Source organism: Kitasatospora sp. NPDC059827 (assembly GCF_042731675.1).
In the GTDB taxonomy this organism is placed as follows: domain Bacteria; phylum Actinomycetota; class Actinomycetes; order Streptomycetales; family Streptomycetaceae; genus Kitasatospora.
Genome location: NZ_JBHWIV010000032.1, coordinates 1 through 23,891, shown reverse-complemented (window position 1 = coordinate 23,891; position 23,891 = coordinate 1). Strand labels below are relative to the sequence as shown.

General features: G+C 70.9%; 23 protein-coding genes. 9 read left to right on the top strand and 14 right to left on the bottom strand.

Features of this window, described 5'->3' with window-relative positions; genetic code table 11:
* Positions 1-284: 284 nt before the first annotated feature.
* Positions 285-992: a DUF6629 family protein gene (locus ACFV8H_RS21175; protein WP_380402022.1), complete on the bottom strand. Its 708-nt coding sequence runs from the start codon at positions 990-992 to the stop codon at positions 285-287.
* Between the two features lie 8 nt (positions 993-1,000).
* A complete protein-coding gene (locus ACFV8H_RS21170; RefSeq protein WP_380402020.1) occupies positions 1,001-1,963 on the bottom strand; it encodes a DMT family transporter in 963 nt (320 codons plus the stop codon).
* A gap of 263 nt (positions 1,964-2,226) precedes the next feature.
* Here ACFV8H_RS21170 and ACFV8H_RS21165 point away from each other — a divergent pair, with 263 nt between their 5' ends.
* Positions 2,227-2,490, top strand: a complete 264-nt coding sequence (locus ACFV8H_RS21165) for a dsRBD fold-containing protein (RefSeq protein WP_363437335.1) — start codon at positions 2,227-2,229, stop codon at positions 2,488-2,490.
* Between the two features lie 226 nt (positions 2,491-2,716).
* On the opposite strand, the gene ACFV8H_RS21160 is transcribed toward ACFV8H_RS21165, so the two are convergent.
* Entirely contained in the window at positions 2,717-3,184 is a 468-nt protein-coding gene (locus tag ACFV8H_RS21160) for a hypothetical protein (protein WP_380402015.1), read from the bottom strand.
* A gap of 64 nt (positions 3,185-3,248) precedes the next feature.
* Here ACFV8H_RS21160 and ACFV8H_RS21155 point away from each other — a divergent pair, with 64 nt between their 5' ends.
* On the top strand, positions 3,249-3,635 hold the full coding sequence (locus ACFV8H_RS21155) for a hypothetical protein (RefSeq protein ID WP_380402012.1): 387 nt from the start codon (positions 3,249-3,251) through the stop codon (positions 3,633-3,635).
* 111 nt (positions 3,636-3,746) lie between these two features.
* On the opposite strand, the gene ACFV8H_RS21150 is transcribed toward ACFV8H_RS21155, so the two are convergent.
* Both ACFV8H_RS21150 and ACFV8H_RS21145 read right to left on the bottom strand, forming a co-directional pair.
* Complete coding sequence (locus ACFV8H_RS21150; protein ID WP_380402009.1) at positions 3,747-4,979, bottom strand: DNA sulfur modification protein DndB; 1,233 nt, start codon at positions 4,977-4,979, stop codon at positions 3,747-3,749.
* A gap of 366 nt (positions 4,980-5,345) precedes the next feature.
* Positions 5,346-6,074: a hypothetical protein gene (locus ACFV8H_RS21145; RefSeq protein WP_380402006.1), complete on the bottom strand. Its 729-nt coding sequence runs from the start codon at positions 6,072-6,074 to the stop codon at positions 5,346-5,348.
* A gap of 99 nt (positions 6,075-6,173) precedes the next feature.
* Between ACFV8H_RS21145 and ACFV8H_RS21140 the strand changes: the two genes are divergently transcribed.
* Both ACFV8H_RS21140 and ACFV8H_RS21135 read left to right on the top strand, forming a co-directional pair.
* Positions 6,174-6,479: a hypothetical protein gene (locus ACFV8H_RS21140; RefSeq protein WP_380402003.1), complete on the top strand. Its 306-nt coding sequence runs from the start codon at positions 6,174-6,176 to the stop codon at positions 6,477-6,479.
* Between the two features lie 408 nt (positions 6,480-6,887).
* On the top strand, positions 6,888-7,877 hold the full coding sequence (locus tag ACFV8H_RS21135) for a NaeI family type II restriction endonuclease (RefSeq protein WP_380402002.1): 990 nt from the start codon (positions 6,888-6,890) through the stop codon (positions 7,875-7,877).
* A 188-nt stretch (positions 7,878-8,065) separates the two neighbouring features.
* Here the strand turns inward: ACFV8H_RS21135 and ACFV8H_RS21130 are convergent, their stop codons facing one another.
* The 5 genes from ACFV8H_RS21130 to ACFV8H_RS21110 all read right to left on the bottom strand — a co-directional run bounded on the left by ACFV8H_RS21130 (position 8,066) and on the right by ACFV8H_RS21110 (position 15,976).
* Positions 8,066-9,079, bottom strand: coding sequence for an HNH endonuclease (locus ACFV8H_RS21130; protein WP_380401999.1), 1,014 nt, complete (start codon positions 9,077-9,079; stop codon positions 8,066-8,068).
* Between the two features lie 472 nt (positions 9,080-9,551).
* Positions 9,552-10,160 carry a hypothetical protein gene (locus ACFV8H_RS21125; RefSeq protein WP_380401997.1) on the bottom strand — a complete coding sequence of 203 codons (609 nt, stop codon included), beginning with the start codon at positions 10,158-10,160 and terminating at the stop codon, positions 9,552-9,554.
* Positions 10,161-10,172: 12 nt separating this feature from the next.
* Entirely contained in the window at positions 10,173-11,942 is a 1,770-nt protein-coding gene (locus tag ACFV8H_RS21120; RefSeq protein WP_380401994.1) for a DEAD/DEAH box helicase family protein, read from the bottom strand.
* Entirely contained in the window at positions 11,939-14,464 is a 2,526-nt protein-coding gene (locus ACFV8H_RS21115) for an ATP-binding protein (protein ID WP_380401991.1), read from the bottom strand. The genes ACFV8H_RS21120 and ACFV8H_RS21115 overlap by 4 nt, the downstream gene beginning before the upstream one ends.
* Positions 14,465-14,560: 96 nt before the next feature.
* Positions 14,561-15,976 (bottom strand): PIN-like domain-containing protein, encoded by a 1,416-nt coding sequence (locus ACFV8H_RS21110; RefSeq protein ID WP_380401988.1) that lies wholly within the window; start codon positions 15,974-15,976, stop codon positions 14,561-14,563.
* A gap of 448 nt (positions 15,977-16,424) precedes the next feature.
* Here ACFV8H_RS21110 and ACFV8H_RS21105 point away from each other — a divergent pair, with 448 nt between their 5' ends.
* Complete coding sequence (locus ACFV8H_RS21105) at positions 16,425-17,762, top strand: DNA cytosine methyltransferase (RefSeq protein ID WP_380401985.1); 1,338 nt, start codon at positions 16,425-16,427, stop codon at positions 17,760-17,762.
* Here ACFV8H_RS21105 and ACFV8H_RS21100 read toward each other — a convergent pair.
* Positions 17,755-18,234 (bottom strand): very short patch repair endonuclease, encoded by a 480-nt coding sequence (locus ACFV8H_RS21100; RefSeq protein ID WP_380401983.1) that lies wholly within the window; start codon positions 18,232-18,234, stop codon positions 17,755-17,757. The two genes, ACFV8H_RS21105 and ACFV8H_RS21100, sit on opposite strands and share 8 nt — an antisense overlap.
* A gap of 214 nt (positions 18,235-18,448) precedes the next feature.
* Positions 18,449-18,694, bottom strand: coding sequence for a hypothetical protein (locus ACFV8H_RS21095; RefSeq protein ID WP_380401981.1), 246 nt, complete (start codon positions 18,692-18,694; stop codon positions 18,449-18,451).
* Here ACFV8H_RS21095 and ACFV8H_RS21090 point away from each other — a divergent pair.
* Positions 18,687-19,052: a hypothetical protein gene (locus ACFV8H_RS21090; RefSeq protein WP_380401978.1), complete on the top strand. Its 366-nt coding sequence runs from the start codon at positions 18,687-18,689 to the stop codon at positions 19,050-19,052. The two genes, ACFV8H_RS21095 and ACFV8H_RS21090, sit on opposite strands and share 8 nt — an antisense overlap.
* Before the next feature lie 301 nt (positions 19,053-19,353).
* Positions 19,354-20,085: a hypothetical protein gene (locus tag ACFV8H_RS21085; protein ID WP_375893669.1), complete on the top strand. Its 732-nt coding sequence runs from the start codon at positions 19,354-19,356 to the stop codon at positions 20,083-20,085.
* 490 nt (positions 20,086-20,575) lie between these two features.
* On the opposite strand, the gene ACFV8H_RS21080 is transcribed toward ACFV8H_RS21085, so the two are convergent.
* Positions 20,576-21,436: an alpha/beta fold hydrolase gene (locus ACFV8H_RS21080; protein ID WP_380401975.1), complete on the bottom strand. Its 861-nt coding sequence runs from the start codon at positions 21,434-21,436 to the stop codon at positions 20,576-20,578.
* Between the two features lie 159 nt (positions 21,437-21,595).
* Between ACFV8H_RS21080 and ACFV8H_RS21075 the strand changes: the two genes are divergently transcribed.
* Positions 21,596-22,069 carry a MarR family winged helix-turn-helix transcriptional regulator gene (locus ACFV8H_RS21075; RefSeq protein WP_380402147.1) on the top strand — a complete coding sequence of 158 codons (474 nt, stop codon included), beginning with the start codon at positions 21,596-21,598 and terminating at the stop codon, positions 22,067-22,069.
* Here ACFV8H_RS21075 and ACFV8H_RS21070 read toward each other — a convergent pair.
* Positions 22,066-22,992, bottom strand: a complete 927-nt coding sequence (locus ACFV8H_RS21070) for an AEC family transporter (protein ID WP_380401972.1) — start codon at positions 22,990-22,992, stop codon at positions 22,066-22,068. The two genes, ACFV8H_RS21075 and ACFV8H_RS21070, sit on opposite strands and share 4 nt — an antisense overlap.
* Positions 22,993-23,247: 255 nt before the next feature.
* Between ACFV8H_RS21070 and ACFV8H_RS21065 the strand changes: the two genes are divergently transcribed.
* On the top strand, positions 23,248-23,706 hold the full coding sequence (locus ACFV8H_RS21065; RefSeq protein WP_380401969.1) for an HD domain-containing protein: 459 nt from the start codon (positions 23,248-23,250) through the stop codon (positions 23,704-23,706).
* Positions 23,707-23,891: the final 185 nt, after the last annotated feature.

Here is a 23,891-nt window from a genome sequence, read left to right as displayed (position 1 = left end):
GTCGGCCCCGGGGGGGGGGCCCCCGGCGGGGGGGGGGGGGGGGGGGCGGCGGTGGGGGGGGGCCGGCGGGGGGGGGTTTGGGTGGGGGGGGGGGCTCGGGGGGGGGGGGGTTGGTCCGGGGGCGGTTCCGGGGATGGCAGCTCCGGGGGCTGGGTGATTTTCCGACCGCCGACCCTCATCGAGGGGGGTCGAGACCGTTGGCGGTCGGAAAATCACCCGTTACGCCCCCTTCCGCAGCCACCCCCTCCACCGCCCCCTCCCGCAGCGCGTCCCTCTCGCCTTGGTCAGGTGAGGGGGAGGTGGGTGGTTGGTGTGGGTGGGTGGGTGTCGGTGGGTGCGGGTGGGTGTCCGGACCAGTGGAGGAGTAGCAGGCTGGCGAGGGCGGCGAGGGCGCACCAGGTGGAGATGAAGGCGAACCTCCAGAGCAGGGCGCAGGCGAGGGCGCCCGTTGCTGTGAGGAGGCCGAGGCGGCGGAGCAGGTGGTCGGCGCTGAGGAGGAGGGAGCCGACGGTGGTGAGGAGGTAGCCGGTGAGCAGCAAGGCGGGGTGCGGGACGCCGGTTCCATAGCCGAGGGTGTGGCCGTGCCGGGTGGCCGTCACCGGGTGGGTGGCGACGGCGACCGCGAGCGGTACCGCCACCGCTGCGCCGAGCAGGGCGAGGAGGGCGAGCAGTCGGCGACGGGCTGGGGTGGCCGGGTGGCCGGGTTCGCGGGCCGCGCACCAGACCCCGGCCGGCACCAGGGCGGGCAGCAGCGGCAGGGCGATCACCGCCCAGGCGGTGCGGGCCGCCCAGGCGGGGCCGGCGGGCAGCTCGCCGTCCGTGCCGAGCCAGACCAGGGATTCGACGAGCTGGTGCACGCCGAGCACCAGCGGGAGCGCGGCGAGCGGCAGGCGCTGCGGTCGCCCGGACCGTCGGGCGCGTACCAGGCAGGCCACGCCGACGCCCGCGACCACCGTGCCGGCCACGGCGTCCGCCTGGGCGCTCCAGCACATCGGTGGGCCTACTCGGCTCTGCGGTCGGGGTCGGGGGCGGGGTCGGGGTCGGAGTTGGTGTCGCTCTCGGCGCTGCCGGGCCGGTCATCCGGTGGCGCGCCGATGGACTCCAGGGTCTCGCGGACGCTGCCGGGCATCGCGGGGTGCCGTCCGATCACGATCACCCCGATCACGATCGCGACCAGCCCGGCCGCCTGCCAGGCCAGTGCGCCCGGGGTCACCCGCAGCCGGTCGCCGAGGAAGCCGACCGCGCAGGCGATCCCGGACAGCGGCTGGGCGGCGGTCAGCGCGGGGAGGGACATCCGCAGCGGGGCGGCCTCGAAGGCGCTCTGCACCAGCAGCAGCCCGACCACGCCCGCCACCACCACCGCGTACGGCTGCCAGGTGCGCAGCACCACCGCCAGCCCGTCGTGGTCGAGGCGTTGGGTGGTGGTGCGGGTGAGCGCGTCCTGGAGGCCGTAGAGGAGTCCGGCGGCGAGGGCCAGCAGGGTGGCCTCCTCGAACAGCGGCAGCCGTCGGGCGAGGGTGACCAGCAGCAGGGTCAGCCCGACCACCGTGCCGACCACCAGCCAGTGGCGCAGCTCCCCGGCGGGCGGACCGCCGCCGGTGGGCCGCCCGGCCACGATGAACGCCGTCACCCCCAGGCCGAGCAGCAGCACCCCGGCCCAGCCGGAGCGGCCGAGGGTCTGACGGGTCAGCACCCGGGACAGCGCCATGGCGAAGATCAGGTTGGTCGCCAGCAGCGGCTCGACCAGGGACACCTCGCCCTGGTTGAGCGCGAGCGCGGACAGCAGCAGGCCGCTGACCATGAACCCGGTGCCGAGCAGCCACTCCGGCATCCGCATCAGGTCCAGCAGCAGGCGCCAGTGCAGCATGTCGGCACGGGGGGCCCGCTGCGCCGCGTGCTGCTGGAGGACGAAGCCGAGTCCCAGACAGCAGGCCGCGCTCAGAGCGAGGAGGAAGACCGCCACGGAGGGACCACCAGGTTGTCGCTGCCCCGCGCCGCGCCGGCGGTTCCGGGGGAGGGACGGCGATCGCGGCGCGCTTGTGCCAGCGTACCGCCGGGGCGGCGGCCGGGCCGAGCGGGCGCGGCGCCGGGCACCGCTCGCGGCCACGGGCCCGCGCTTGCCGCCACGGGCGGGGCGGGCGCACGCTGGTGTGAGCGGCCGCCACGGGCCCACCGCCCGGGTCGGCCGGGACCGGCGCGACGGGGGCCTGCGCCAGGAGGTGTGGCATGCACAACCAGTGGGACGTGGAGCTCAGCTTCGACGAAGACGGCGTGCACACGGTGTGCGACGCCAGGTTGACGGGCGCGCGGGCGCCGGGCCTGAGCGCGCACGGCGAGGCCGAGAAGAGCGCGGAGGACCGCCCGCTCGCCAGGATCGGCGAGGAGGTCGCGGCCTCCCGGGCCCTGGAGGAACTGTCCCGCAAGCTGCGGGCCCAGGCCACCGGGGAGATCGACGACGAGGGACACCGCCCGGGCTACCTCATCTACTGAACCCGGCTCCGCCGAACCCGGCACGGGCCGTACGGGCCGTACGGACGGGCGCGGACCGGACGGCCCGCGCCCGCGCACAGCCCGTCGACGCCGTCCCGGCCGGTCAGGTCCGAGCTGGTGGTCGGGATCCCGTCCGGGGCCGTGTTGTCCATGTCCGCGCTTGTGGGGAAAGGGACTTGGATGACGGGTCGGTTTCCGGCCGCCGGGCATCGGGATGCTCCGTGGGCTACCGGATCGGCGCCTCGGTGCGACACAGCCGTTCGGCGGCAGAGCGGATCCCCTCCGCCCAGGCGCGGTACTGCTCGGTCGGGCCTTCCGTGCGGACGTCCATCAGGTACTCGGGCCCGATGGCGTCGATGAACGCCTCCTCCGCCTCGGTGTCACCCCTCATGGCGAGGAACCAGACCTCTCCCGCCACCGTGGCCGGTGCGAGTTCCCCGGCCGCCAGCAGGCCTGCCAGGTGGTGGATCAGGCAGCGGTCGGCCGTCCGCTCGTCAGGCACGGCCTTGCCGAGCTCTGCGAGCGCCTCGCGGAAGACCTCGGCGGTGTCGTCGTTCGGGGCCCGGCCGGCCAGGTCCCGCAGGGCGGGGGAGTCGAAACCGGCGACGAGCAGGTGGGCGGCGGCCATCGGCAGCTCTGCGGGTTCGACGCGGCCCGCGACGTACTGCCAGGTCAGAGTGGTCAGCTGGTCCATCCGGACATTCTGCCCATAGCCGTCAGTCACGCCACCAGGAGGCCCGGATCCCGGCATCGGCTCGATGGCGCCCGCAGGCCCCCCAGGGCATGGTCCCCGTCCCGGCCACCCCGACGACCCCGAGGAGTACGACCCCCGCTACTCCTGGGACCTCTCGACGGCCCCGGGCTGGAAGCTCGGAGGCCACGAACCCTGGAACTACCAGGGCTACCACGGACCGCTGCGGTGCGGCGCCTGCGGCAGCGCGATGCGCTTCGTCGCGGCGATCGCGACCGACGAGTGGGACGGCGGCACGCGGAGCTGGGCGCCCGTCGGTCACCTCGAAGGCGCTTCCAGCGAGCAGCGCCGGAACCAGAGGCCGACCGGCGTCGTACTCGGGAGGCGGGAGACCATGCGCGTCTTCGACTGCCCCGTCTCCACGGACCACCCGGTCGTCAGCGACCTGATGTAGCCGACGGGCCCGCCCTGCCGTAGCCCGCTCCGCCGCGGCCGCCGCCACGACTGCAGTCGGCCGGCGGCTCCTCCCCACCGCTGCCGGGGAGGAGCCGCCGTCACCCGCGGGCTAGAAGCGGCCGCGGATCTGCATGCCGGTGTCGGTCTCCGGGTAGTTCAGCGCGTCGTAGACCTTGTGGCCGGAGTCGCGGGCCCCGCCGGCCCAGCTGACCGCGCCCTTGTCGGTGACCTTGGCGGCGACACCGCCCCAGTACTTCGCCTCACGGTCCCACTGGACGTCCGTCAGGAGGGCGTCGAGCGTGACGCCCTCGGGCATCGGGTCGGCGGACCAGGACATGGTGCGGTTCATGGTCGCGCCGAGTCCTGCCACGACCGCGGGTGCGGTGATGGCGGTCTTGGCGTGGAAGAGCTCGGCGTTCTCCGCCAGGAAGGTGCCGACCGTCTCCATGATCTCGCGCTGGACGACGGCCTGGTCGGGGCGGTCGTTGTTCCTGTCGGCAGGGATGTCCTCGTACTCGATGCCCGTCGAGGCGGCATGGATGCCGGCCTTGCCGAGCATGGCCGTGGAGATGAGGGTCCGCAGGACGGACATCGTCATCCACTCGGGAGCCTTGTCCGACACCTGGCGCTTGCCGGTGAGGATCAGGCCGGACAGCGGAACCGTGGTCCCGCCGGCCGGCACCTTGAGCGACTCCATCAGCTTGCGCGTCACCGTGGTGCCGAAGTCGCGGCCGTCCATCGACATGGCCAGGGACTTGTCGACCGGAACGCCCTTGAGGTTGCGGTCGTGGAAGATCTGCCGGGCGGCCATGACGCTGATCCCGTGGAAGATCTCGACGGAGAGCTTCATCTCGCCGAAGTCGAAGTCCTCCAAGCCGTACGCCGCCTGGTTCTTCCTGATCCGGTGCAGCGCCGTGACCTGGGTCTCGGCGTCGAGGGCGATCAGGCCGTCACGGATCGGCAGGTGCCAGACGCCGTTCTCGTCCGGCGCCAGAGGACGCGGGGACCAGAGGGTGATCTGCGGCACCGACCAGGCGCTGTCGAAGTCCCCCCGCAGGCCGGCCGCGATGTAGTCCGCGTACTCGCCGACGTTCTTCGCCTTCTTGCCGGCCGCGGTGCCGATGGGCCGCTGCACCTCGGCGCGCATGCGGGCGTAGGGGTCGACCTCGTAGCCGGCCTTCGCGGCGCGCTTGGCGTCCTCCTCGACCTTCGCCGGGTCGTTGACGAGGTGGAGCAGGTTCTCCCCGTCGATGACGGCGTTTGCCATGACCCCTTCGCGGACGACCAGGAGCTTGATCGGGAAGCCGGTGGTGACCGGCTTCGTGAACGTGGCTATGGACACACTCTCTCCCTTTGCAGCGCACTGCTTTGACGCTGCGTCATGCCAGGGGAAGGTATCCGATGGCATACCAACGGTCAACTGAGGTGGAGGATCTGCTCGATGACGCAGCATGCAGGCGAGGGAGGAGCTGCTGCGGTGGGAAGAATCCCCTCGATGAGGCAGCTGCGGGCCGCAGTTCCCTGCCAGGCGGGCGCCCGCGGAACGCACCGCCCCCACGGGTGCGGCGAGGGCGCAGGGACAACAGGCAGTCCGCCACCCCGCTACGACGCCGGCACGACCGTCAGACGCTCAGGGGGAGCAGCATCGAACGCGGCCAGGCCCGAACCTGACGAGGACCGTGGGAGATTGCGGTTTCGACTCCACCGGTCAGGTCGCGGTGGGGATGTGGCGTGCTGCTGCGAGCCTGGCCAGCGTCCGAAGTCTCGCGAAGTAGGAGGCGCAGTACTCCGAGTTGATCAGGGGCACGACCTTGTCGAGGTCGGCGATGCACGCCCAGAGCATGGCGATGCCACTGTTGTCGAGCCCACCGTCCAACTCTCGCCGGACGAGGCCGGCGACGTCGGCGTCCAGGAGGATCAGCTCCACGCCCTCGATGTCCACGCCGCGGAAGCTGTCGGGGTACAGGGCGCACCGGTGTTCCTCCCACAGCCGGGCGAGTCGGTCCTCAGGCTGTGCCCGGCTCATGTCGACGGCTGCCGCTTCTGCCGCGGATGGTGGGCGGAGAAGCAGGGAGACGGCATCGAAGACGGCACGCACCAGGGCGATGGCCCTGGCCGGGCCAAGAGCGGCACTTGTCACGGCGCCCTGCGTGAGTCCGTCGCGTAGTAGTTGACTGCGGTCGAGCTCGGCAGCGAGTTCGACCGGGATGAGCCCCGTGTCGCCGGCCCGCTCGAGGAGGGTCTGGAGCGGTTCGTCGACGGCCAGCCGCCCGGCAAGGACGTGCTCCAGGGCGAACAGGGAATGCGTGACGGCGACGGTGGCGAACTCGTACCGGTAGTAGGAGTGCCGGATGAGCTCGCGGGACGTCTCCAGCGCGCTCATGACGTACATCGACGCGTTGCCGGGCAGAACCAGGCCGGCCGCCAAGGCGTCCATGCCCGCACGGTCGGGAACGACGTCGCGGGTGCGCGGGTCCGGTACTGGCAGAGGGGGCGGGGTGTTCACCGGTGCAGTCTTGTCATCCGGAAGCTCTCGGTGCCAACGGATTTATCCGGGGCGGTCGGCAGCCCGGTGCCGCACGTCGTAACCGGCCCGCTCCTCCCTGCCTACGCCCATCTCTTTGCCGCCAGGCGTCTCTGGCAGCGTGGCTGCATCGATCACCTGCTGAGCGAAGTCGCAGACGACAAGGTGGTCGATGTCCTGATCACCGACATCCAGTTGCGGCGCATCCGCCACCCTTACGACGGTGGCGCCGACGTCTTCCTCAACACGCCCGAGGAACGGGACCGGCTGCGCGACCGGCATGCAGCCTGGCTTTCCAGCCACCCGGGCGGTCTCTGACCTGCCCCAGGAGCCACTGTCACCTGCGGCAGAACCCGGTTCAGGTTGCCCGTCGGCTCAGGAACCCCCGATGCAGATCCGCCGTAGGACGGACGTCGGCAGAGACGGGCTCATGGTGGCCAGGTACACGCGCTCCCATGCTGTGTGGACGCCGCTGCGCCGAGTGTGGACCTGCTCTCCGATCACAACGGGACGGGGCAGAGGCTCCAGGCGTTCTCTATGTCGTCCGACGGCAGGGAGGCCGCAGCCGGCCGGTGGTGCGGAACCCCAAGACCGTCGGCCGCATTCGCGGCCCCGTGCGCGTGTACTGCTGCCCCGTGGCCCGCAGTCGGGGTGGCTGCTTCCTGTCGGCAGGACCCGCACGTGTACATATACAGAAGTCCAAGCAGCATCACAGGAGGAATGACGATGACGTTCGAGGCTGTGCCGCTACCGCTGTTCTCTGACCTGCAGGACGACGGGGGTGACGAAGAGCTGGGAAGGGTGCGGGCTGAACTGGTGTGCATGGACCCCTTAGGGCAGCGTTTCGCTGCCGTCCTGAGGGAGACCATCGACCAGCTGCTCAACGGTGAGCACACCGGCCACTACGCCTGGAACCAACTGCTCAAGACCGAGAAGACCCACGCCGGCACGATGGTGGAGATCAACCTCCAGCGGAGGTTCGGGTTCGATAACGGCGACGAGATGGACTACAGCATTGCCGCGGTCGATGTGGACTGCAAGTACTCGCAGAGGTTCGGTGCCTGGATGATCCCGCCGGAGGCTCTGGGGCACCTCTGCCTGCTGGTGTGGGCTGACGACGTCGAGAGCAGGTGGAGCGCGGGCCTGGTGCGGATACGGCCGGAGATCCTCAACGGGGGCAGCAACCGCGACCAGAAGATGACCATCCGGGCCGAACACCGCGACAAGATCGTCTGGATCTGGAAGGACGCAGAGCTGCCGGAGAACGTCCTGCTCCACCTGGACGCCGACACCAGGGAGAAGATCCTCGTCCCTGGCGCGAAGAAGGGCCAGGCGCGGATCAACCAGCTCTTCCGGCTCGTCCTCGGTCGGCGGATCGGCCGCGGGGTGGTGCGAACGGCGGCTCAGCAGGTCGACTACATGGCCCGGGTACGGGAAGGCGGCAAGGGCCGTGCACGCCCCAAACTCCGCGAGGAAGGGATCATCATCCTCGGCGACTACCAGAAGCACCAAGACATCGCCGCCGCGCTCGGCGGACCGGTGCCCGGGAAGGGCGAGTTCGTCTCCCACCGGGTGGTGCGTGCGAGCCCCGCCCATGAGGGGAGGCCGAGTGCCGAGATCGAGGGCAGCCTCTGGGTGGTGGCCCGGCCAGGAGAGTGGGAGCACGAGAAGGAGCGGGCACCGCGCCTGCCCGATCCTCAGGCCAACCAGGTGTGACCGGTTGCGGTCCCAGCCCTGCTGTGATGCGCGGGGCTGGGACCGCTAACCTGCTCCTTTGTCAGGCGCGGATCGGAGGTTGGCCTCGCCTTGTGCTCCGTGCTTTCGCAAACGGCGGGTCGGCCCGACAACCGGACAGCCCGGCCGGCCGGACGGACGCATTCCCGGCGGTCGGCACGAAGCCCCCGTCAGAACTCGCTCTGTCGGGCATCCTGCCCGCTGACTTCCGCGAGCAGGGACCGAAGCTGCTCAGGCGTTGGCCACGGGGCGCGGCGGTGGATCATCCGGTGGCAGTTCGCGCAGATCAGAGCCAGGTCGGAGAGCTTTGTCCTGCCTTCTCCCGCTTCATGCAAGGGGACGACGTGGTGGCACTCGATATACCCCGTGCCGCGGGTGCCGTAGGTCCGCTGGAAGTCGAAGCCGCAGACCTCGCAGGCAAGGCTCTGTCCGTGCCGCACCGCTGAGTCGATCTTGCGACGGCGCAGCCCGGGATTCCTTTCGCGGGCAAGGTGCTGGCGCAGGAGGAGGCGGCCTTCTGGAGCTTCGAACTCTTCCGGGTCCTCCTCTGCTGCGGCTGGTGCCTTGAGGCCGCCGGTGAGGATGCCGGCCCGGATCAGCTGGGCTGCCGCAGCCATCTCCACCGGGCTGTCGAGGAACGCCTGCAGGACGCCGAGGTCCGTAGCGCCGCCGTTGGTGGGCTTGCCCTGGTAGTCGGGATGGCGTGTGGCGATGTCGAAGGTCTTACGCGCAACCCCGTTGGCGTTGCGGAAGGTGTCGTTTCTGGAGGAGGGGTCGTGGATCGGCAGGAGTTGGAGCAGTTCGGACAGGTCGACGACGCGGCGGTCGGTGGCGCCGAGCCCTCTCCAGCCGTTGTCCGCCGTGATAGCGCACGCGAGGACGATCTCATCCCAGGCCCAGTCGGGATTGCGGACTGACTTGACGGTGAAGCCGAGCTGCTCCAGCCAGACGACGGCGTCCCCGGGGCTGCCGTGGAACTCGGCGGGCAGCAGCGCCGTGCCGTACTCATACCGGTGGGCGACGCTTGCGATGGCCCTGGATTCGTACTCCCTGCCCTCGTGGACGAGCAGGTGGTTGCGGGCCTGGCCGAACCCGTGTGCAGCGAGGAAGGCGTCCTGGCCGATCCGGTCGTACTCGTCTACGGCGCTGAGGACGGATTCGCGGCTGATCGCTCCCTTAAGCATGGCTCCCAGCATAGGACTTGGGGCAATAGGAAGATCACAGTCGGGCTGGGCGGCCGGGGGGTGGTCCGGAGCTGCCGTGCGCCTGTGACCGTAACGAGGCAAGGCGACGCTGAGGCCTTCCGGTCTGCAACTGACACCTTGCGGGGCCGGGCCCGTGTGATCGGAGGCGGACCGTACGGTGCCCGGCACTGCGGCTGGCCGTGGCGGTTCCGGCAGCCGGGTGGTGCTGAAGCAGCCACCTGGAGGCAGCCCTTCGTCCCGAGCCGCGGACGGGAATGGGGCGCGGCTGGCTCGGTGGCGTCCTCGCCCCGCGGTACCCCGGAGCTGGCACCAACCCGAGGTGCCACGGACACCAGTTGCTACGGCACCGCAGGGGGCGGCCGCTTGGGACCGGGTCCGGCCATCTGCCCTGCGCCCCGCCACGGGTCCAGAACCGTGCCGGGGCGCGGGCCGACGCGTCGGCGCCCGCGGATCAGTCGGCCTGCCCCGAGAGGACGGCCGCTGCCGCCTTCTTCTCCTGCTCGGACGCCTTCTTGTCCCGGAGGTTGTTGGTGATGATCGTGGGGATCAGCGAGGTGTCGAGCTCGAGCGACCTCAAGGTGTAGACGTCGCTCCCGCCCTCACGGCTGGGGACGATGTCGAGGCCCAGCTCCCGCAGCTCCCGGGTGCGGCGCTCCGTGTGCACGGAGTCCCTGGTGACCACGCGCAGGAGGGCAGCGCTCACCGGCTGCTTGAACCTCCGCAGGAGCATCGAGAACAGCTCTTCGTGGGTGCGGCTGCCGTACGGCACGGTGAGGTAGCGCTCCGGGATTCGCTCCCCGTACTCCTCCGCCATCCGCGCGGCGAGCTGGGCGCGGAGGTCCCGGAAGGTGTCGCTCTCTACGGGCAGGCCGGTCCGCACGAGGGCCTGCATGGACTCGGCCAGCAGGCGCTTGGCGTACAGGTAGGCGTCGAGGAGGTTCTGGGCGTCGTCCTGGGCGTCGCCGTTCCTGAGCAGGTCGAGGACGCCCCCGACCGCGATGGCAGTGTCCGGCTTGAGCCGGTGCCAGTCGGCGGCGGGGTCGGAGTGGTGGTCGCTCACGTTCAGGGAGTCCTATCGTTTCGCGGCAGCCGTGATCGAGCTGTCGGGTGGGTAGCGGAGGATGTGCACGTCCTCTCCGGCGTCCTGCACCGCTTCGAGGTCGTCCAGCCATTCGCGCAGGAACTGCTCGCCCGCCTGGTCCGCGCGGTTGGCCCGCAGGAACCTGACCTCGCTGCCGATCGTCACCCTGGGGTCGCGGGCGGCGCCGCCCCGGGCACTGAGCGAGTCCTGCAGGCTCAGGCCCGCGGCGAACCGGCGGATGTCGGAGACGAAGTCGAGGACGACCACCTTCTCCTTGCCGGGCGCCAGGCGCAGCCCGCGGCCGAGCTGCTGGACGAAGATCCGGCGGCTGTGGGTGACCCGCTGGAAGACCACGATGTTGACGTCCGGGACATCGACGCCCTCGTTGAGGACGTCGACCGCGCACAGGATGCCGGTGCGGCCGTCGGCGAAGTCCCACAGGAGGCGGTTGCGGGTGGCTGCGTCCACCGCCTTGCCGTCCGCCGTCCGGGAGGCGATCACCTCGGCGCTGGTGAACCCGAGCGCGTTGATCCGGCCCGCCATCCGCTCGGCGTGGTCGATGGTCCCGCAGAAGACGATGCCCCGCGGGCTCTTCTGTTCGGCCCAAGCCTCGGCGAGGCGGTCGACGACCGCGTCGTCCCACTCGTCGATGAAGACGGTCCGGTTGATCCCCCGGGGGGTGAGCGCGGGGGCGGCCTCGGCGAGCCCGGCGGCCAGCGCGTCCCAGTCGATGTTGTCGGTGAACATCCGGTAGTCGACATTGGCTAGGTACCCCTCGCGGAGCCCGCGCACCATGTCGATGTCCACGACTGGGAAGTCGAACCAGGCGTGCAGGGACTTCCCGTCGGGCCGCCAAGGTGTCGCGGTCATCCCGAGGAGGAACGCGCCGCCTTCGGCAGCCGACAGCTCGCCGAGCACGGCGTCGTAGGCGGTGGTTCCGAGGTGGTGGCACTCGTCGACGACGACCAGGCCGAACTCCGGCAGGTCGCGTCCGGCCTCGACGGCGGTGGCGACGCTGTCCACGCAGGCGAACACGACGTCGAGGTCGTTGAGCGCGTCCTTGTCCGGGCGCTCGTAGCCGTTCCACACCCCGGTCGCCGCGGAGGCCGGCAGCAGGGGCCAGAACGCGCGCTCGAGTTGGTACACGAGCTCGTTCCGGTGCGCGAGGACCAGCGTCTTCACTCCGGGCCGCAAGGCGTGGGCGCGCCGGTGGAACTCGGCAGCCACGAAGGTCTTGCCGAGTCCGGTCGCAAGGACGACGAGTGCGCTGCGGGCACCGTTCACCAGCTCGTTCATCAGCCCGTCGACGGCCCGCTCCTGATAGGCGCGGAGCTGGAAGCGGTCCGGGTCCCGCAGCGCCGGTGGAGTGTCCGGGACGCGCTCCGCATGCTTGCGGAGCGCGCTCCGGTCCCACAGCTGCAGGGGGATCCCCCTTGCCGCGAGCTGCTCCTGCTGGGCCCGGACCGAGGCCTCGAACCCGTTCAGGCTGACGACGACCGGGATCTGCGCGTCGTAGCGCCGACAGGCATCGACAGTCTGCGCGATGACCTCGGGCCCCACCGGGGAGCGCCACCGCTTCATCTGGAAGAGCCAGCGCCGACCGTTGAGGCTGCCGACCACGTCCGCCCCTCCGTCGCCAGTGGCTCCTGCGAGCTGCACCCCGGAGTACCCGCGCGCCATGATGAGGCGCTGCACGGTCCGCTCGAAAGACTGCCAGCCCGTCCCGGCCAGATTGAGGTCGGTGACGATCCGCTGGGTCATGCGAGCTTCCCGGCCAGGAAGTCGACGGCGGCCCGCGCCCGGACGACGATGAGCCGCTCGGGCTGGTCGTAGCGGAGGTACGAGGCGCAGTCCTCGAGGCAGCGCAGGTACTTGACCCGGAGGTCCTCCTGCAGCTTCCGGGCGATCACGGTGCCCGCCTCGCTCTCACTGGGCCACGGGTCCTCCCAGACCAGCCCGTTGAACCAGCCCTCGGGGTGGCGTCCGAAGAAGGCGCTGACCGTATCGCGGTCGCAGTAGCGCAGGTAGCCGCCGGTGGACTTGAGCCGCCCGAGCTCCGCAAGGTCGGCGCCGGACTTGATCATCGACCCGGCGAGCGCAAGCTGCTGCGCCTCGTCGAGCTCGTCGTAGAACCGGTCGGCATGCGGCGCCCTGAGGATCCGCTCCGTGATCTGGTCGAACAGCGACTTGATGTCGCTCCGCACGCCGTCGGGGCTGTCCGTCACTGCATCCCCCCAGCCCTTCTTGAGGACTTCCGCGGTCAGCACGGCGGCCGTGTGTCCGGGTCGGCCCTGGAGGTTGCGGTGGAGGGAGTGGAGGAACTGGGCGACCTCGGTCGCGACCAGGAACTCCGGACGCAGCCCCATCGCCGTGAATACCACGTGGGTCGGGTCGATGTAGACGGTGATCTGCCGGGTGTCCGCACTGGTGACGAGAGGGACCGCCGCCTGCCCGAATGCCGGGAGGATCGGCCGGTGCGTCGTCCGCACCCGGACGTCCAGCGGGCTGCTCGTCCTCCCGTCCGCCAGCACGACAGCCAGCTGCTCTGCGCCGAGCTCCTCGGCGTCCGCGGATGCGGAGTTCAGCGATGCGGGGCTGGCCGGGTGGGGCGCGTCCTTGACGTGGCCGCACTGCTCGCAGCGGTCCGCGCCCGCCTTGTTCTCCTGGGCGCAGAACGTGCACTTCCAAGGCAGCTGGACCCTGGGCACCTGGGAGGTGCCGCAGTGCGGGCACACGGTCGCGGAGCGCAGGATCTGCTTTCCGCACCCGGCGTCCAGGCACGGCTTTCCGTCGAGCACCTCGCCGCAGCCCCCGCACTCCTCGGCCGTCGGCGTGTTCTGGAAGCCGCACTCCGGGCACTCGGGGAGTACCTGGATCGGCGGCTCCGCGGCCGTCTCGACGAGCTCCCACCACTTCGCGTCGCTGTGGTAGCCGGGCTCGCGGTTGAGGAAGCGCCGGTAGTACTCCTCCTCGACGCTCCGGGGGATCCGGTCGGCCTTGCCCTTGGCGGGGTTGTACTTGCCCATGTACATGTCGCCGCGGCCGAAGTTGCGGACCTTCCGGTAGCCCTGGAAGAGCAGCGACACCGGCGAGTCGTTCGCCTTGCCGTCAGCCCAGTTGTTCGGCAGCAGGGAGCCTCCGCGCAGGAACCCGACGGCCTCCTGCCACTCGTCGGAGGCAAGCTGGAAGTGCTGCTTCTGGAAGTCGACCGGAACCTGGTCTAGGTGGACCTCGCCGACGATCCGGCCGTACTGCTGGTCCACCGGGTACTCGCGCTCTACACGCCCGCTGGTCTCGTCGGAGAACTCGAAGAACGCCGCCTTCTCCGCCTGGCGGATGGCCCGCCCGTTCCGGATCAGGTCGATCCCGAAGTCGTTCTGGTCGTCGAAGCGCTGGATGCCCACCCAGCCGCGCACCCGGTGGCTTATCTCCCGGCTCTCCGTCCCGCCGCACCGAGGGCAGGTGCCGTGCTCGCCGAAGTCGGTGCCGTCGTGGAGGCAGCGCCGTGCACTGCTGATGACCTGATCGAAGCTGATCCGGGCGGGGATCTTGCCGTAGGCCTTCCGCTCGACGAAGCGGTCCGGCGACCACACGCAGTGCTCGAAAGCCTGGCAGCGGTCGTTGTTGACCATGATGACCACCGGGTCGGCCGCGTCCGGACGCAGCAGGGTGGCGTACCGTCGCCCAAGTCGCTTGCGCAGTGTGTTCTTCGGCATCTTCGCGAGCTCGCGGATGAAGCCGCTGTTGGCGTCCCCGTCCGGCCACCAGTCCCGGATCTCCACGACTGTCCCGTGGCGCAGGCCCTGCGGCTTCTCGATCTGCTCGGCCCGCGCGGTGAAGGTCTGGGACTGCATGAGCTCCGGCAGGTCGAGCGTGACCTGGATTGCGTGGCTGTCCTCCTCGCGCGCGGAGATCACCCGTGTGACGCGCCCGAGCTTCCCGGTGGCGATGTTGAAGCCCATGCCGAACAGGCCCAGGGTGTCGTAGTGGTTCTTGGAGGAGTAGCCGGCCCGCATCGAATCGGCGATCTGCTCCTCGGTGAGACCCGGCCCGGTGTCCCGGACGCGGATCATCCCCTCCCCCCGCGCAACCTCGGCGGACCCCGGAACCTCAATGATCACCTGGCGGACCCCAGACGGGGCCCCAGAGGTGGCAGCGGCCCGGAAGGAGTCGATGGCGTTGTCGATGAGCTCGCTGAGCGCGTCGATCGGAAGGATCGGGGTGCGTGTGAGCGCCACGAGCACCTTGGGGTCGGGGGTGATGTCGATCGGCTTGTGCGCCATCTTCTGTTCGGCTCCGTGTCCACAACTCGAATAACGGGGTGGGTCAGCCCCGCCAGCGTATTGACCCGCAACGGGCCGTCCGCATGCGCACCGATGTCAGGCCTTCGGCTGCACCTGTCGCGCGGCCAGCCTTTGCAGCGGCAGACGGTCGGTCTCGCCGGCGTCCCGCACCAGCTGGACGAACCATGGAGCCACCCAGGTGTCGCTGCGGTACGGCCACTCGCCCTGGGCGAGTTCGGTCCCGGGATGCCACTCCGGGGCGGGCCTGACCTCTGACCGGACCGCCGCACAGAGCTCCACGAGGGGCTCGTCGTCGCCAGGCACACGGAACCCGAGTTCGGCCGTCACTCCGATCAGCCACCACTGGAAGTGCCGGCGCCGCTCCGATTCCGCGAGCTGCCGCACCGTACGGGTCGTGAGGCCCGCCGCACGGTAGGCCGCCAGCGCCAGGCCGTCCGGCGGCGTGATGACGTGGGCGTTGTCGTCCGTCACCGAGGAGTCACCCTCGGTGCTGCGCTGAGCCACTGCCTCCGCCGCCCGGTCGATCTCGTCGTAGGCGGCGGTGGTGAGTTCTGTGCCCGGGGCGAGGAACTCCTCGATCCCCTGGAAGAACTGCCCCGGCTGCTCGATACGGAGTTCGGCACCCGTTCGCTGCCGCAGCTCCTCGAAGAGCTGCGGCCACGGGCGCTTCCCGCCCTCGGCATCGAGCTCCTCGTACCAGTCCTTCTTCGAATCAGCGGAGACGAGCAGGACCCGTTTCACGCCCGAGTCAGCCGCCTTGTCCAGGATCTCAGCCCAGATGAGGTAGTCGCCGGCCCGGTCCAGGGGCCTGCCCTTCTTCCCGTCGTCGGCGAATCCCGGAGGGATCTCGTTCGGGAACCGGAAAGAGAGGGCCTCCTCCGTCCGGCGCCGCACCACTGCGTACTCCGTCGGCGGGGCGAGGCGGTCCTCGAACAGCGCCGCCACCTCCGGCAGGACAGGATCATCCGACTCCACGGCGGCAGGCAGGAGGTCGTGGCCGTTCTTCAACTGCTTGGCATGGCCCTTCAGCAGGGCCTGCCACTCACCCAGCAGCGCCCTGACCGTCGTCTGGTTGATCGTCTCGTCCAGGCCGCTCTGCGCGGCGTCGTCATTGGCGTACTTCCTCAGAAGCACCTTGACGTGCGCGCTGGCATCCAGCACCGACTTGTAGGCCTGCTGCAGGTGCCGGTCGATGACGGCCGCGGCGTCGCCGAGCTCCCTCCTGCGTTCGAGGATCACACGGCGCCGGCCCCGCACGAACTCCTGCCCCACCTGGTAGGGCAGCCAGAGGCGCTTGGAGATCTGCGCCAGGACCGACAGGACCTGGTTCCGCACGGCGGGGTTGTACTCGTACAGGCTGAGGAGCACGTTGGTGTCGAGCACGACGAGGGCGTCCTCAAAGAACGCCTTCCGGTCAGCTGTGCCCACACCCCCGTAGGGGAGGACCCAGGACCGGAACTGCTCCACCAGTGGCAGGTCTGCCTGTCCCACGTCTTCTTGCTCCCTCCCCGGCTGCGGGCTCACCATCCTGTCGAGGCAAGCGGAACCCGTCAAGGCGCAATTACGGAGCGGAGTCGCCCTGGATAGTCCTGGCCCGTCCTACCCTTGTGCGGCGGGCCCTCCACGCCAGGAGGCGACCTGCCCCGGAGGCCTCGGCCCGCGGCAGTGCGGCACCGAGCCCCGGCCCGGAACACGGCCCGGAGCCCGGCCCTGACCTGGGGCATCTGAGTGCGGCGTTTTGGGCTGTGTCAGTGGTGTCGCCTACGCTTCAGGTTCTGCTGGTGACACCTGCTGCAGAGCAGCCCGCAAGCACAGCCGGCCCGGACAGTGGCCGCGTGCTGGCAAGGCTGCCGCCAGCAGCGGCAGAAAGATTAGACGGCTGCCATTGGCAGAGGAACACGTCGGCGTCCGGCTTTCGGCGCCACCGAGAGGAGGTCTCATGGCACCTGAGCGCCTTGAGGTGGTCGAGATCTGCGCCGGGGCGGGCGGACAGTCCCTCGGCCTGCACAACGCCGGATTCACGCACAGGCTCGCCCTGGAGCTCGACCGGAACGCCGCGACAACCCTCAGCCACAACCTCGCCCGGCTCATGCAGGCCGAGGGCATGAGTCCCGAAGACGCCGACCTCGAGGCGAAGGCCATTGTCAAGGTCGGGGATGTCGCTGACCCGTCGCTCTGGGACCCTAGCGACTACAAGGACGTCGACCTCCTCGCAGGGGGCGTCCCCTGCCCGCCGTTCAGCATTGCCGGAAACCAGCTCGGCGCGACGGATGAGCGGGACCTGTTCGCCTGGGCCGTGCACCTGTGCAGGGACGTCCAGCCGAAGGCGCTGCTCCTGGAGAACGTCAAGGGCCTGAGCGGCAACCGGTTCTCCGCCTATCGCCAGCACATCCTCGAGCTCCTCCACGATGCCGGGTACGTCGGCGAGTGGCGCCTGCTGGAGGCCCACCAATTCGGCGTCTCCCAGCTCCGGCCGCGGTTCGTCCTGGTCGCCCTGCAGAAGGAGTTCGCCGAGTACTTCCACTGGCCCGAGCCCTCCAAGGACCCGGCCCCCACCGTGGGCACGCTCCTTGAGGACCTCATGGGAGCCAACGGCTGGGCCAAGGAGCACGTGGAAGCGTGGGCCGAGAAGGCCTGCGCCATCGCACCCACCATCGTCGGCGGCTCCAAGAAGCACGGCGGTGCCGACCTCGGCCCGACCCGGGCCAAGGCCGCCTGGCTCAAGCTGGGGGTCGACGCCATGGGCGTCGCCAATGACGCCCCAGGCCCCGACGCGGACGGCGAGCACGTTCCCAAGCTGACCACCCCCATGGTCGCCCGCATCCAGGGCTGGTACGGCAAGGACTCCCACTGGGAATTCCAAGGCCGTAAGACCACCGTCTACCGCCAGATCGGCAACGCCTTCCCCCCGCCCGTCGCGGAGGCGCTCGGCAAGGCGATCGCCAGCGCCCTGCGCAAGGAGAAGAAGCGTACCGACTCGGTCGAATGGGACCGCCCGGAGCTCGACCCGGTCTACCTGCTCCTGCGCCATCACCCGGATAAGGCCCTCACCGCCCAGAAGATGGCCGACCTCATCGCCAAGTCCGGCGGGAAGACGCTCCCGCCGCCGGAGATCGAGCGGCGCATCGCTCACATCGAGCGCGACTTCCAGGTGGAGAAGACGGCCCGCAGCAACGGCGAGCTGGCCTACAAGCTCGGCGAGTTCAAGGCCTTCATCGGCCAGCAGGACCACGCCCGCCACGACTACTTCGTCCAGCACCGGGGGAAGGTCAGCTGACGGGTCCGCCTGCGCGCCGTTTCCGGACCCTGTCCACGACCGTCGGCGCGCAGGCCTCCGCCGACTCGTGCTCCCAGAAGCGCAGCACGAGCCAGCCCTCGGCTGCGAGCCGGGCGTCGGTGTCCCGGTCCCGTTGGACGTTGCGGCCGATCTTTTCCCGCCAGTAGTCCGGGTTCGTCTTGGGCGGGACGAAGTGTTCCGGGCACCCGTGCCAGAAGCAGCCGTCGACGAACACGGCGACCCGGGTCGGCCGGAACACCAGGTCAGCACTGCGGCGCATGCCCTGCAGAGGCTTCGCGGCCACGCGGTACCGGAGCCCCGCCGCGTGGACCAGCCGCCGGAGCGCGAGCTCCGGCTGTGTGTCCCGGCTGCGGTTGCCCACCATGCTCCGGCGGTTGGCCGCCGACGACGCCCAGGACCCGGGCGGCGGGGTCCACTCCTGCGGAGTCTCTTCCGGTGTGCCACTCGCCACGACATGGGCTCCTGTTTCATCGGGGGGCGGGCGTCTGCCGTCGACACGACACCGCCGAGGCCCTCACTGCTGTCCCTCTACTGGGCGGCGGCCAGCGTAGTACTCCAGCAGTCGCCCCATGCTGCCCTGGGCTGTCCGGCAAAGCCAGGGTCGGCCCCTTCGGGCCGTGGCAACGGCCCACAGGGGTCCCTCACCTGACCGGTACCGGCGGTGCTCAGCGGGCTTGGAGCAGCTCGACGACCTGCATCGGGCTCTTCTCCAGTGTGAACCAGTCGGTGACAACGACCCGGCCCGCGTCCTGGGTGAAGGAGAGCGCGGAGTCCAGGGCAGGCCGGAGCTCGTTGCTCACCTCCTCCTCGCACATGTGGAGCGGGTGCTTCGTCACCACGGCGTAAGGCAGACCGCAGGTGGTGAGGGTCAGCCCGGGCAGGCCGGTGTCGAGGAAGGTGCCCTTGTACATCTTCCCAAGGCCGGTCAGTGACTGGCGGGCGGTCTTCAGAGGTGCTGGCGAACCCTCCGGAGAGGACGGTCAGCAGGTCGTCGGCCAGGCGCCAGTCCAGTCCCAGCTCAGCTGGCTCATTGGCCGCAAGGGGATCCGCCCGGAGGGCGGGCCGCTCACCGTCCCAGCCGCGGTGGAGTGGACGCACCTCTACACGTCGAAGGACTTCGTGACCGGATACGCGGGCCTGTCCCGACTGACCACCGGCATTGCGGACAACGAGGTGAAGAGCGGGAGCTTCCGCTCATCCCACGATGTCCACCGCTACCTCGACACGTCGGCTGTGGCCAGCCTCATCGTCAAGAGTTCTGTGGCCTGACAGGCAAGTCTGGTACGAGAGCCCCGGCACCGGCCCCAGGGCAGGGCACGCGAAGTGAACCGAGATGCTTCGCGAAGCGCGACAGCCTGGCGGTCCCCTCCGGACCGGGCAGCGGGCTGCTGGCCTCGTTCGCGTGAAGTCGCTGCGTTCGATCAGCGGTTCTGGTCCTCGTTCCGCCGCTCGGAGCAGTACGCGGGAACCAGGCCTTCGCGTGCCGTTGCGTTGCGGGATCCGCGGGTTGGGGTGCCCCGGTCGATAATTGGGTGTCATCGGTGGGTTCAGGGCTGGTAGCGTCCCGGGCGTGGCAAAGCTGAACCAGATCATCGCCGTTGAAAAGGGCGTCAAGTCCAAGTCCTTCCAGGAGCTGACGCAGGCCCACCAGGACCTGCAGAAGCCCGCGTTGCTGGCCGGGATCTCCCGGACCTACCAGCCCAAGGACGAGGAGGGCGAGCAGCTGCCGCCGGAGTCGACCCGGGTGCAGCTGAAGGCCGAGGACATCCTGCGGTCCACCGCGAACACCCTCACCCGGCTCTTCGACGTGACGGCCACCAAGGACTGGGCCAACATCGGCGCCAGCGCGGACGTGGTGGTGGACGGCCAGGTGCTCCTCACCCAGGTGCCGGTGCCGTACCTGCTCTTCCTGGAGAAGCAGCTCACCGACCTGTCCACCTTCGTGAAGAAGCTCCCGGTGCTGGACGCCTCCGAGTCCTGGAACCTCGACCCGTCCACCGACTCCTGGAAGACCGAGCCGGTGCGCACCATCCGGACCAAGAAGGTGCCGCGCAACCACGTCAAGGCCGAGGCCACCGAGAAGCACCCGGCCCAGGTCGAGGTGTACTACGAGGACATCGCGGTCGGCTACTGGACCACGGTCAAGTTCTCGGGCGCGCTGCCGGCCCGCCGGGTGAACGAGCTCGCCGAGCGGGTGGAGAAGCTCCAGCAGGCGGTCAAGTTCGCCCGCGAGGAGGCCAACGCCGTCGAGGTCACCGACCGGCGGGTGGGCGACGCCGTCTTCGGCTACCTGTTCCGGTAGCCTCACGATCGCCCGCCCGGGGAGCCGGGCGGGTGCACCGAGCGCGCCGAACCGTCCTGGGAGACCGGGCGGGTGCGCTGCACGGTGCGAAAGCTGACACTGACGTTGAAGCTGACCAGGGGTCACAGTGGAGGTTCGAATCCTCCCCCCGGCACCACCGGCCGGGGTAGCCCAAGCCAGGCAGAGGCAGGCCCCGTTAATCTCAGACTCTCGCTCAAGTCTCAGCATTCGCCGCCGAACACCGGATCGACCGGGTGCGGACGAATATCGACGAATGCAGGTTCAAGTCCTGTCTGTGCCGCTCCGTGGCACGGTAGTTCAAAGGTAGAACGCGTCGATTTCAAGCTGATCCGCGACCCTTAAACGTGCCGGTGTGCGCAATTGGGCGGCAAACAGGGGCCCGGGAGCTGGCTACGCTCCCGGGTCCTCTTATGTTTTCCACGTCGTGGTGCGGAGGGCTCTTCCGGGGCCGGGGATCAGGGGTGGGGGGTCAGGGGCGGGGGAGGAAGGTCAGGACCTGGGGGTTGACCTGGGGGGCGCCGGCGGTGGGGAGGGTGTGGTGGGAGGTGGTGGGGACGGTGGTGACGGTGGCGTGGGGGAGGGCGCGGCGGGTGGCTTCGGCGGTGCGGTGGGGGTCGTGGGTGCGGGCGTGGGCGGCGTAGAGGGCCAGTACCGGGGTGGTGAGGGTGCGGAGCCGGGCGGGGGTGGGGCGGGGGCCGGTGACGATGGGGGAGGCGGGGAAGTCGGCGTAGCCGAGGGCGTACAGCTCGCGCCAGTCGGGGTCGACGGCGGGGCCGGGGCCGGATTCCCAGTCGAGGTAGGAGCGGGCGCGGTCCGGGGTGCGGTACGGGAGGAAGAGGGGCAGGGCGCGCAGGAGGTAGCCGGGGCGGAAGCCGGTGAAGCACTGGGTGGGGTCGAGGAGGACGAGGTGTCCGACCCGGGCGGGGGCGTGCAGCGCGTACTGGAGGGCGGTCCAGGCGCCGTAGGAGTGGCCGCAGAGGTCGGCCTCGTGGACGCCCAGCCCGTCGAGTACGGCGTCCAGCCAGCCGAGCAGGCCGGGGACGTCGCGCAGCGGGGCGCCGTCGTGGACGCTGCGCCCGGGGTCGCCGATCAGGTCGACGGCGAGGACGCGGTGGCCGGCCGCGGCCCAGGTGCCGGCGTTGGCGAACCACATGGCGGAGGTGGCGCCGCCGCCGTGGAGGAGGACGAGGGGGCGGCCGTCGGCGGGGCCGCAGGCGTTGACGCGGGTGGTGCCGTGGACGGTCCGGACGGTGAGGGGCTCGACCGGTACGGGCCAGCGGGCGAGGAGCTTGTCGTAGGTGGCGAGGAAGGGCGCGGTGCGGGCGGACATGGTGGGCCTCCGCGGGGTGTGGTGTGATCGCGGGCGGGCAGGTGAAGGCACCGCCCGCACGCCTGGATTGCTCGTTGGACAAGTATCTCGCTGAACGAGAGAATAATGGCACGGGAGTGCCCGAGGAAGGACGAGAGGGTGTCCGAACGTGAGGAGCCGATGCGGCTGGTCCACCTGCTGCGCGGTCTGACGGTCGAACTCGACCTGTTCGGGGCCGAGTTCGCGGCCCGCAGCGGCCTGCACCCGACCGACCTGCGGGCGCTGATCCACCTGCTGGACGCGGCCCGGGCCGGGCAGGTGGTCACCCCGGGGCGGCTCGGTGAGGCGCTCCGGCTGAACTCGGCCGGGACCACCGGCCTGGTGGACCGGCTGGAGCGGCTGGGGCTGATCCGGCGCGAGCGCGACCCGCAGGACCGGCGCCGGGTGCGGCTGGTGGTGGAGGAGCGGGCGATGGAGCTCGGCGAGGGCTTCTTCGGCGGGCTGATCGGCGACCTGGTCGCGGCGATGGGCCGGTTCGACCCGGCGGAGCTGGCGACGGCCCGCCGCTTCCTGGAGGCGATGACCTCCGTGGTGGCCGCCGCCCGGCAGGAGCCGCAGGGCACTCCCGAAGAGGGACCCCGGGACAGGGTCTAGGCGGGGCCCAGGGTCCAGGCGATCAGCGAGAGGGTCGCCATCGACACCAGGGTCGACCAGAGCACGGTGTCCCGGGCGAGGTCGGTGCCCTGTCCGTACTCGCGGGCGTAGGTGTAGATGTTCTGCGCGGTCGGCAGGGCGGAGAACAGCACCACGGTGAGCAGCTGGTGGGTGGGCAGGTGGAGCACCGGGCCGGCCACGAGCAGGGCGACGAGCGGCTGGACCAGGGTCTTGATCGCGACGGTCAGGCCGACCTCGGCGCGGCGCGAACGGCCGTCGGCCGCCGGGCGGTTGTGCAGCGACATGCCGAGGGCGACCAAGGCGGTCGGCACGCCGGCGCCGCCGAGCAGGTCGGCGGAGTGGTGGAGTTCGGCGGGCAGTTGGAACCCGGTGGCCGAGGCGACGGCGCCGAGGGCGGTGGCGATCAGGATCGGGTTGCGCAGCGGCAGGGTGACCAGGGCGCGGCGGCCGGCCGCGCCGCTGTCCAGGACGGCCAGGACGGCCGGGGTGACCACCAGGATCTGGAAGAGGACCACCGGGCCGACGAAGGAGGCGTCGCCGACGACCTGCATCGTCACCGGGATGCCGAGGTTGGCGGAGTTGACGTAGCCGGAGGCCATCGCGCCGATCGCCAGTTCGCCGCGCTTGCGGCGGAACAGCCGCCACCCGACGAGCAGTCCGAGGCCGGTGGAGACGGCGGTGCCGGCCACGAAGGCGAGCATCGACGGGTTGGCGAAGTGCCCCAGCGGGGTGCGGGAGATCATCAGGAAGAGCGCGGCCGGCATCGCGACGTGGAAGACGAAGCGGGTCAGCACCAGCTCCGCCTGCGGTCCGAGCAGCCCGGCGCGGGCGACGACGTAGCCGACCGCGGTGAGGGCCCAGATCGGGGCGAAGGCGGACAGCAGCGGGTGGAGGTCTGGCATGGTTCCTCGGATCGCTCGGACGGGTCTGCCGGGTGCGGCGGGGATCGCCCGCCGGAGGGCCCCGGAACACCGGTGCCGCCGAGAACCCCCCGTGGCAGTAAACCAGTGGCCGTCCGGGTGTTGATCAAGGGGCCCGGGTCCTGGGTCGGGATCCGGGCCGATGGCCGGGGTGGGACCCGGGCCGGTGGCCGGGGTGGGATCCGGCCCGGTGGCCGGGGCTGCGAGGGCGTCGCGGGGCGGGCCTACGATGAGCGGGTGGAGGACCAGTACCTGAGCCTGTCCGAGGTGGAGGCCGTCGCCCGCCGGGCCCACGAGGGGCAGGTGGACAAGAACGGGCACCCGTACGCCGAGCACATCGCGGCGGTCGCGGGTGGGACGGCGGCGCGCGGCGGCAGCGAGGCGCAGATCGCGGCGGGCTGGCTGCACGACACCGTGGAGGATGACCGGCTGAGCCGGGAGTGGCTGGCGGGGGCCGCGCTGCCGGAGGCGACCAAGGCGATCGTGGACGCGCTCACCCGGCGGCCCGGGGAGCCGGTGGAGGCGTACACCGCGCGGATCCTGGCCACGCCGGGCGCGCTGCTGGTCAAGCGGGCGGACCTGGCGCACAACTCGGACCCGGCGCGGCTGGCGGTGCTGGACGGGGCGACCGCAGGGCGGTTGGCCGCCAAGTACGCGCGGATGCGGGAGCTGCTGGGGCTCACCGGGGAGCTCTGAGGGCGCGGAGCGGCGCGGGCGCGACCGCGCGGCAGGGCGCGGACGGGGCCGCAGGGGCGGGAACGCAGGCGCGGGAACGCACGGGAGGGCCCGGGCCACGCGGGTCGCGCGGGGCCGGGCCCCCCCCGGTCGCCCCGGTGGTTGCTGAGCGCGCCCCCGGAGGAGGGGGGGTGGGGAGGGTGCGG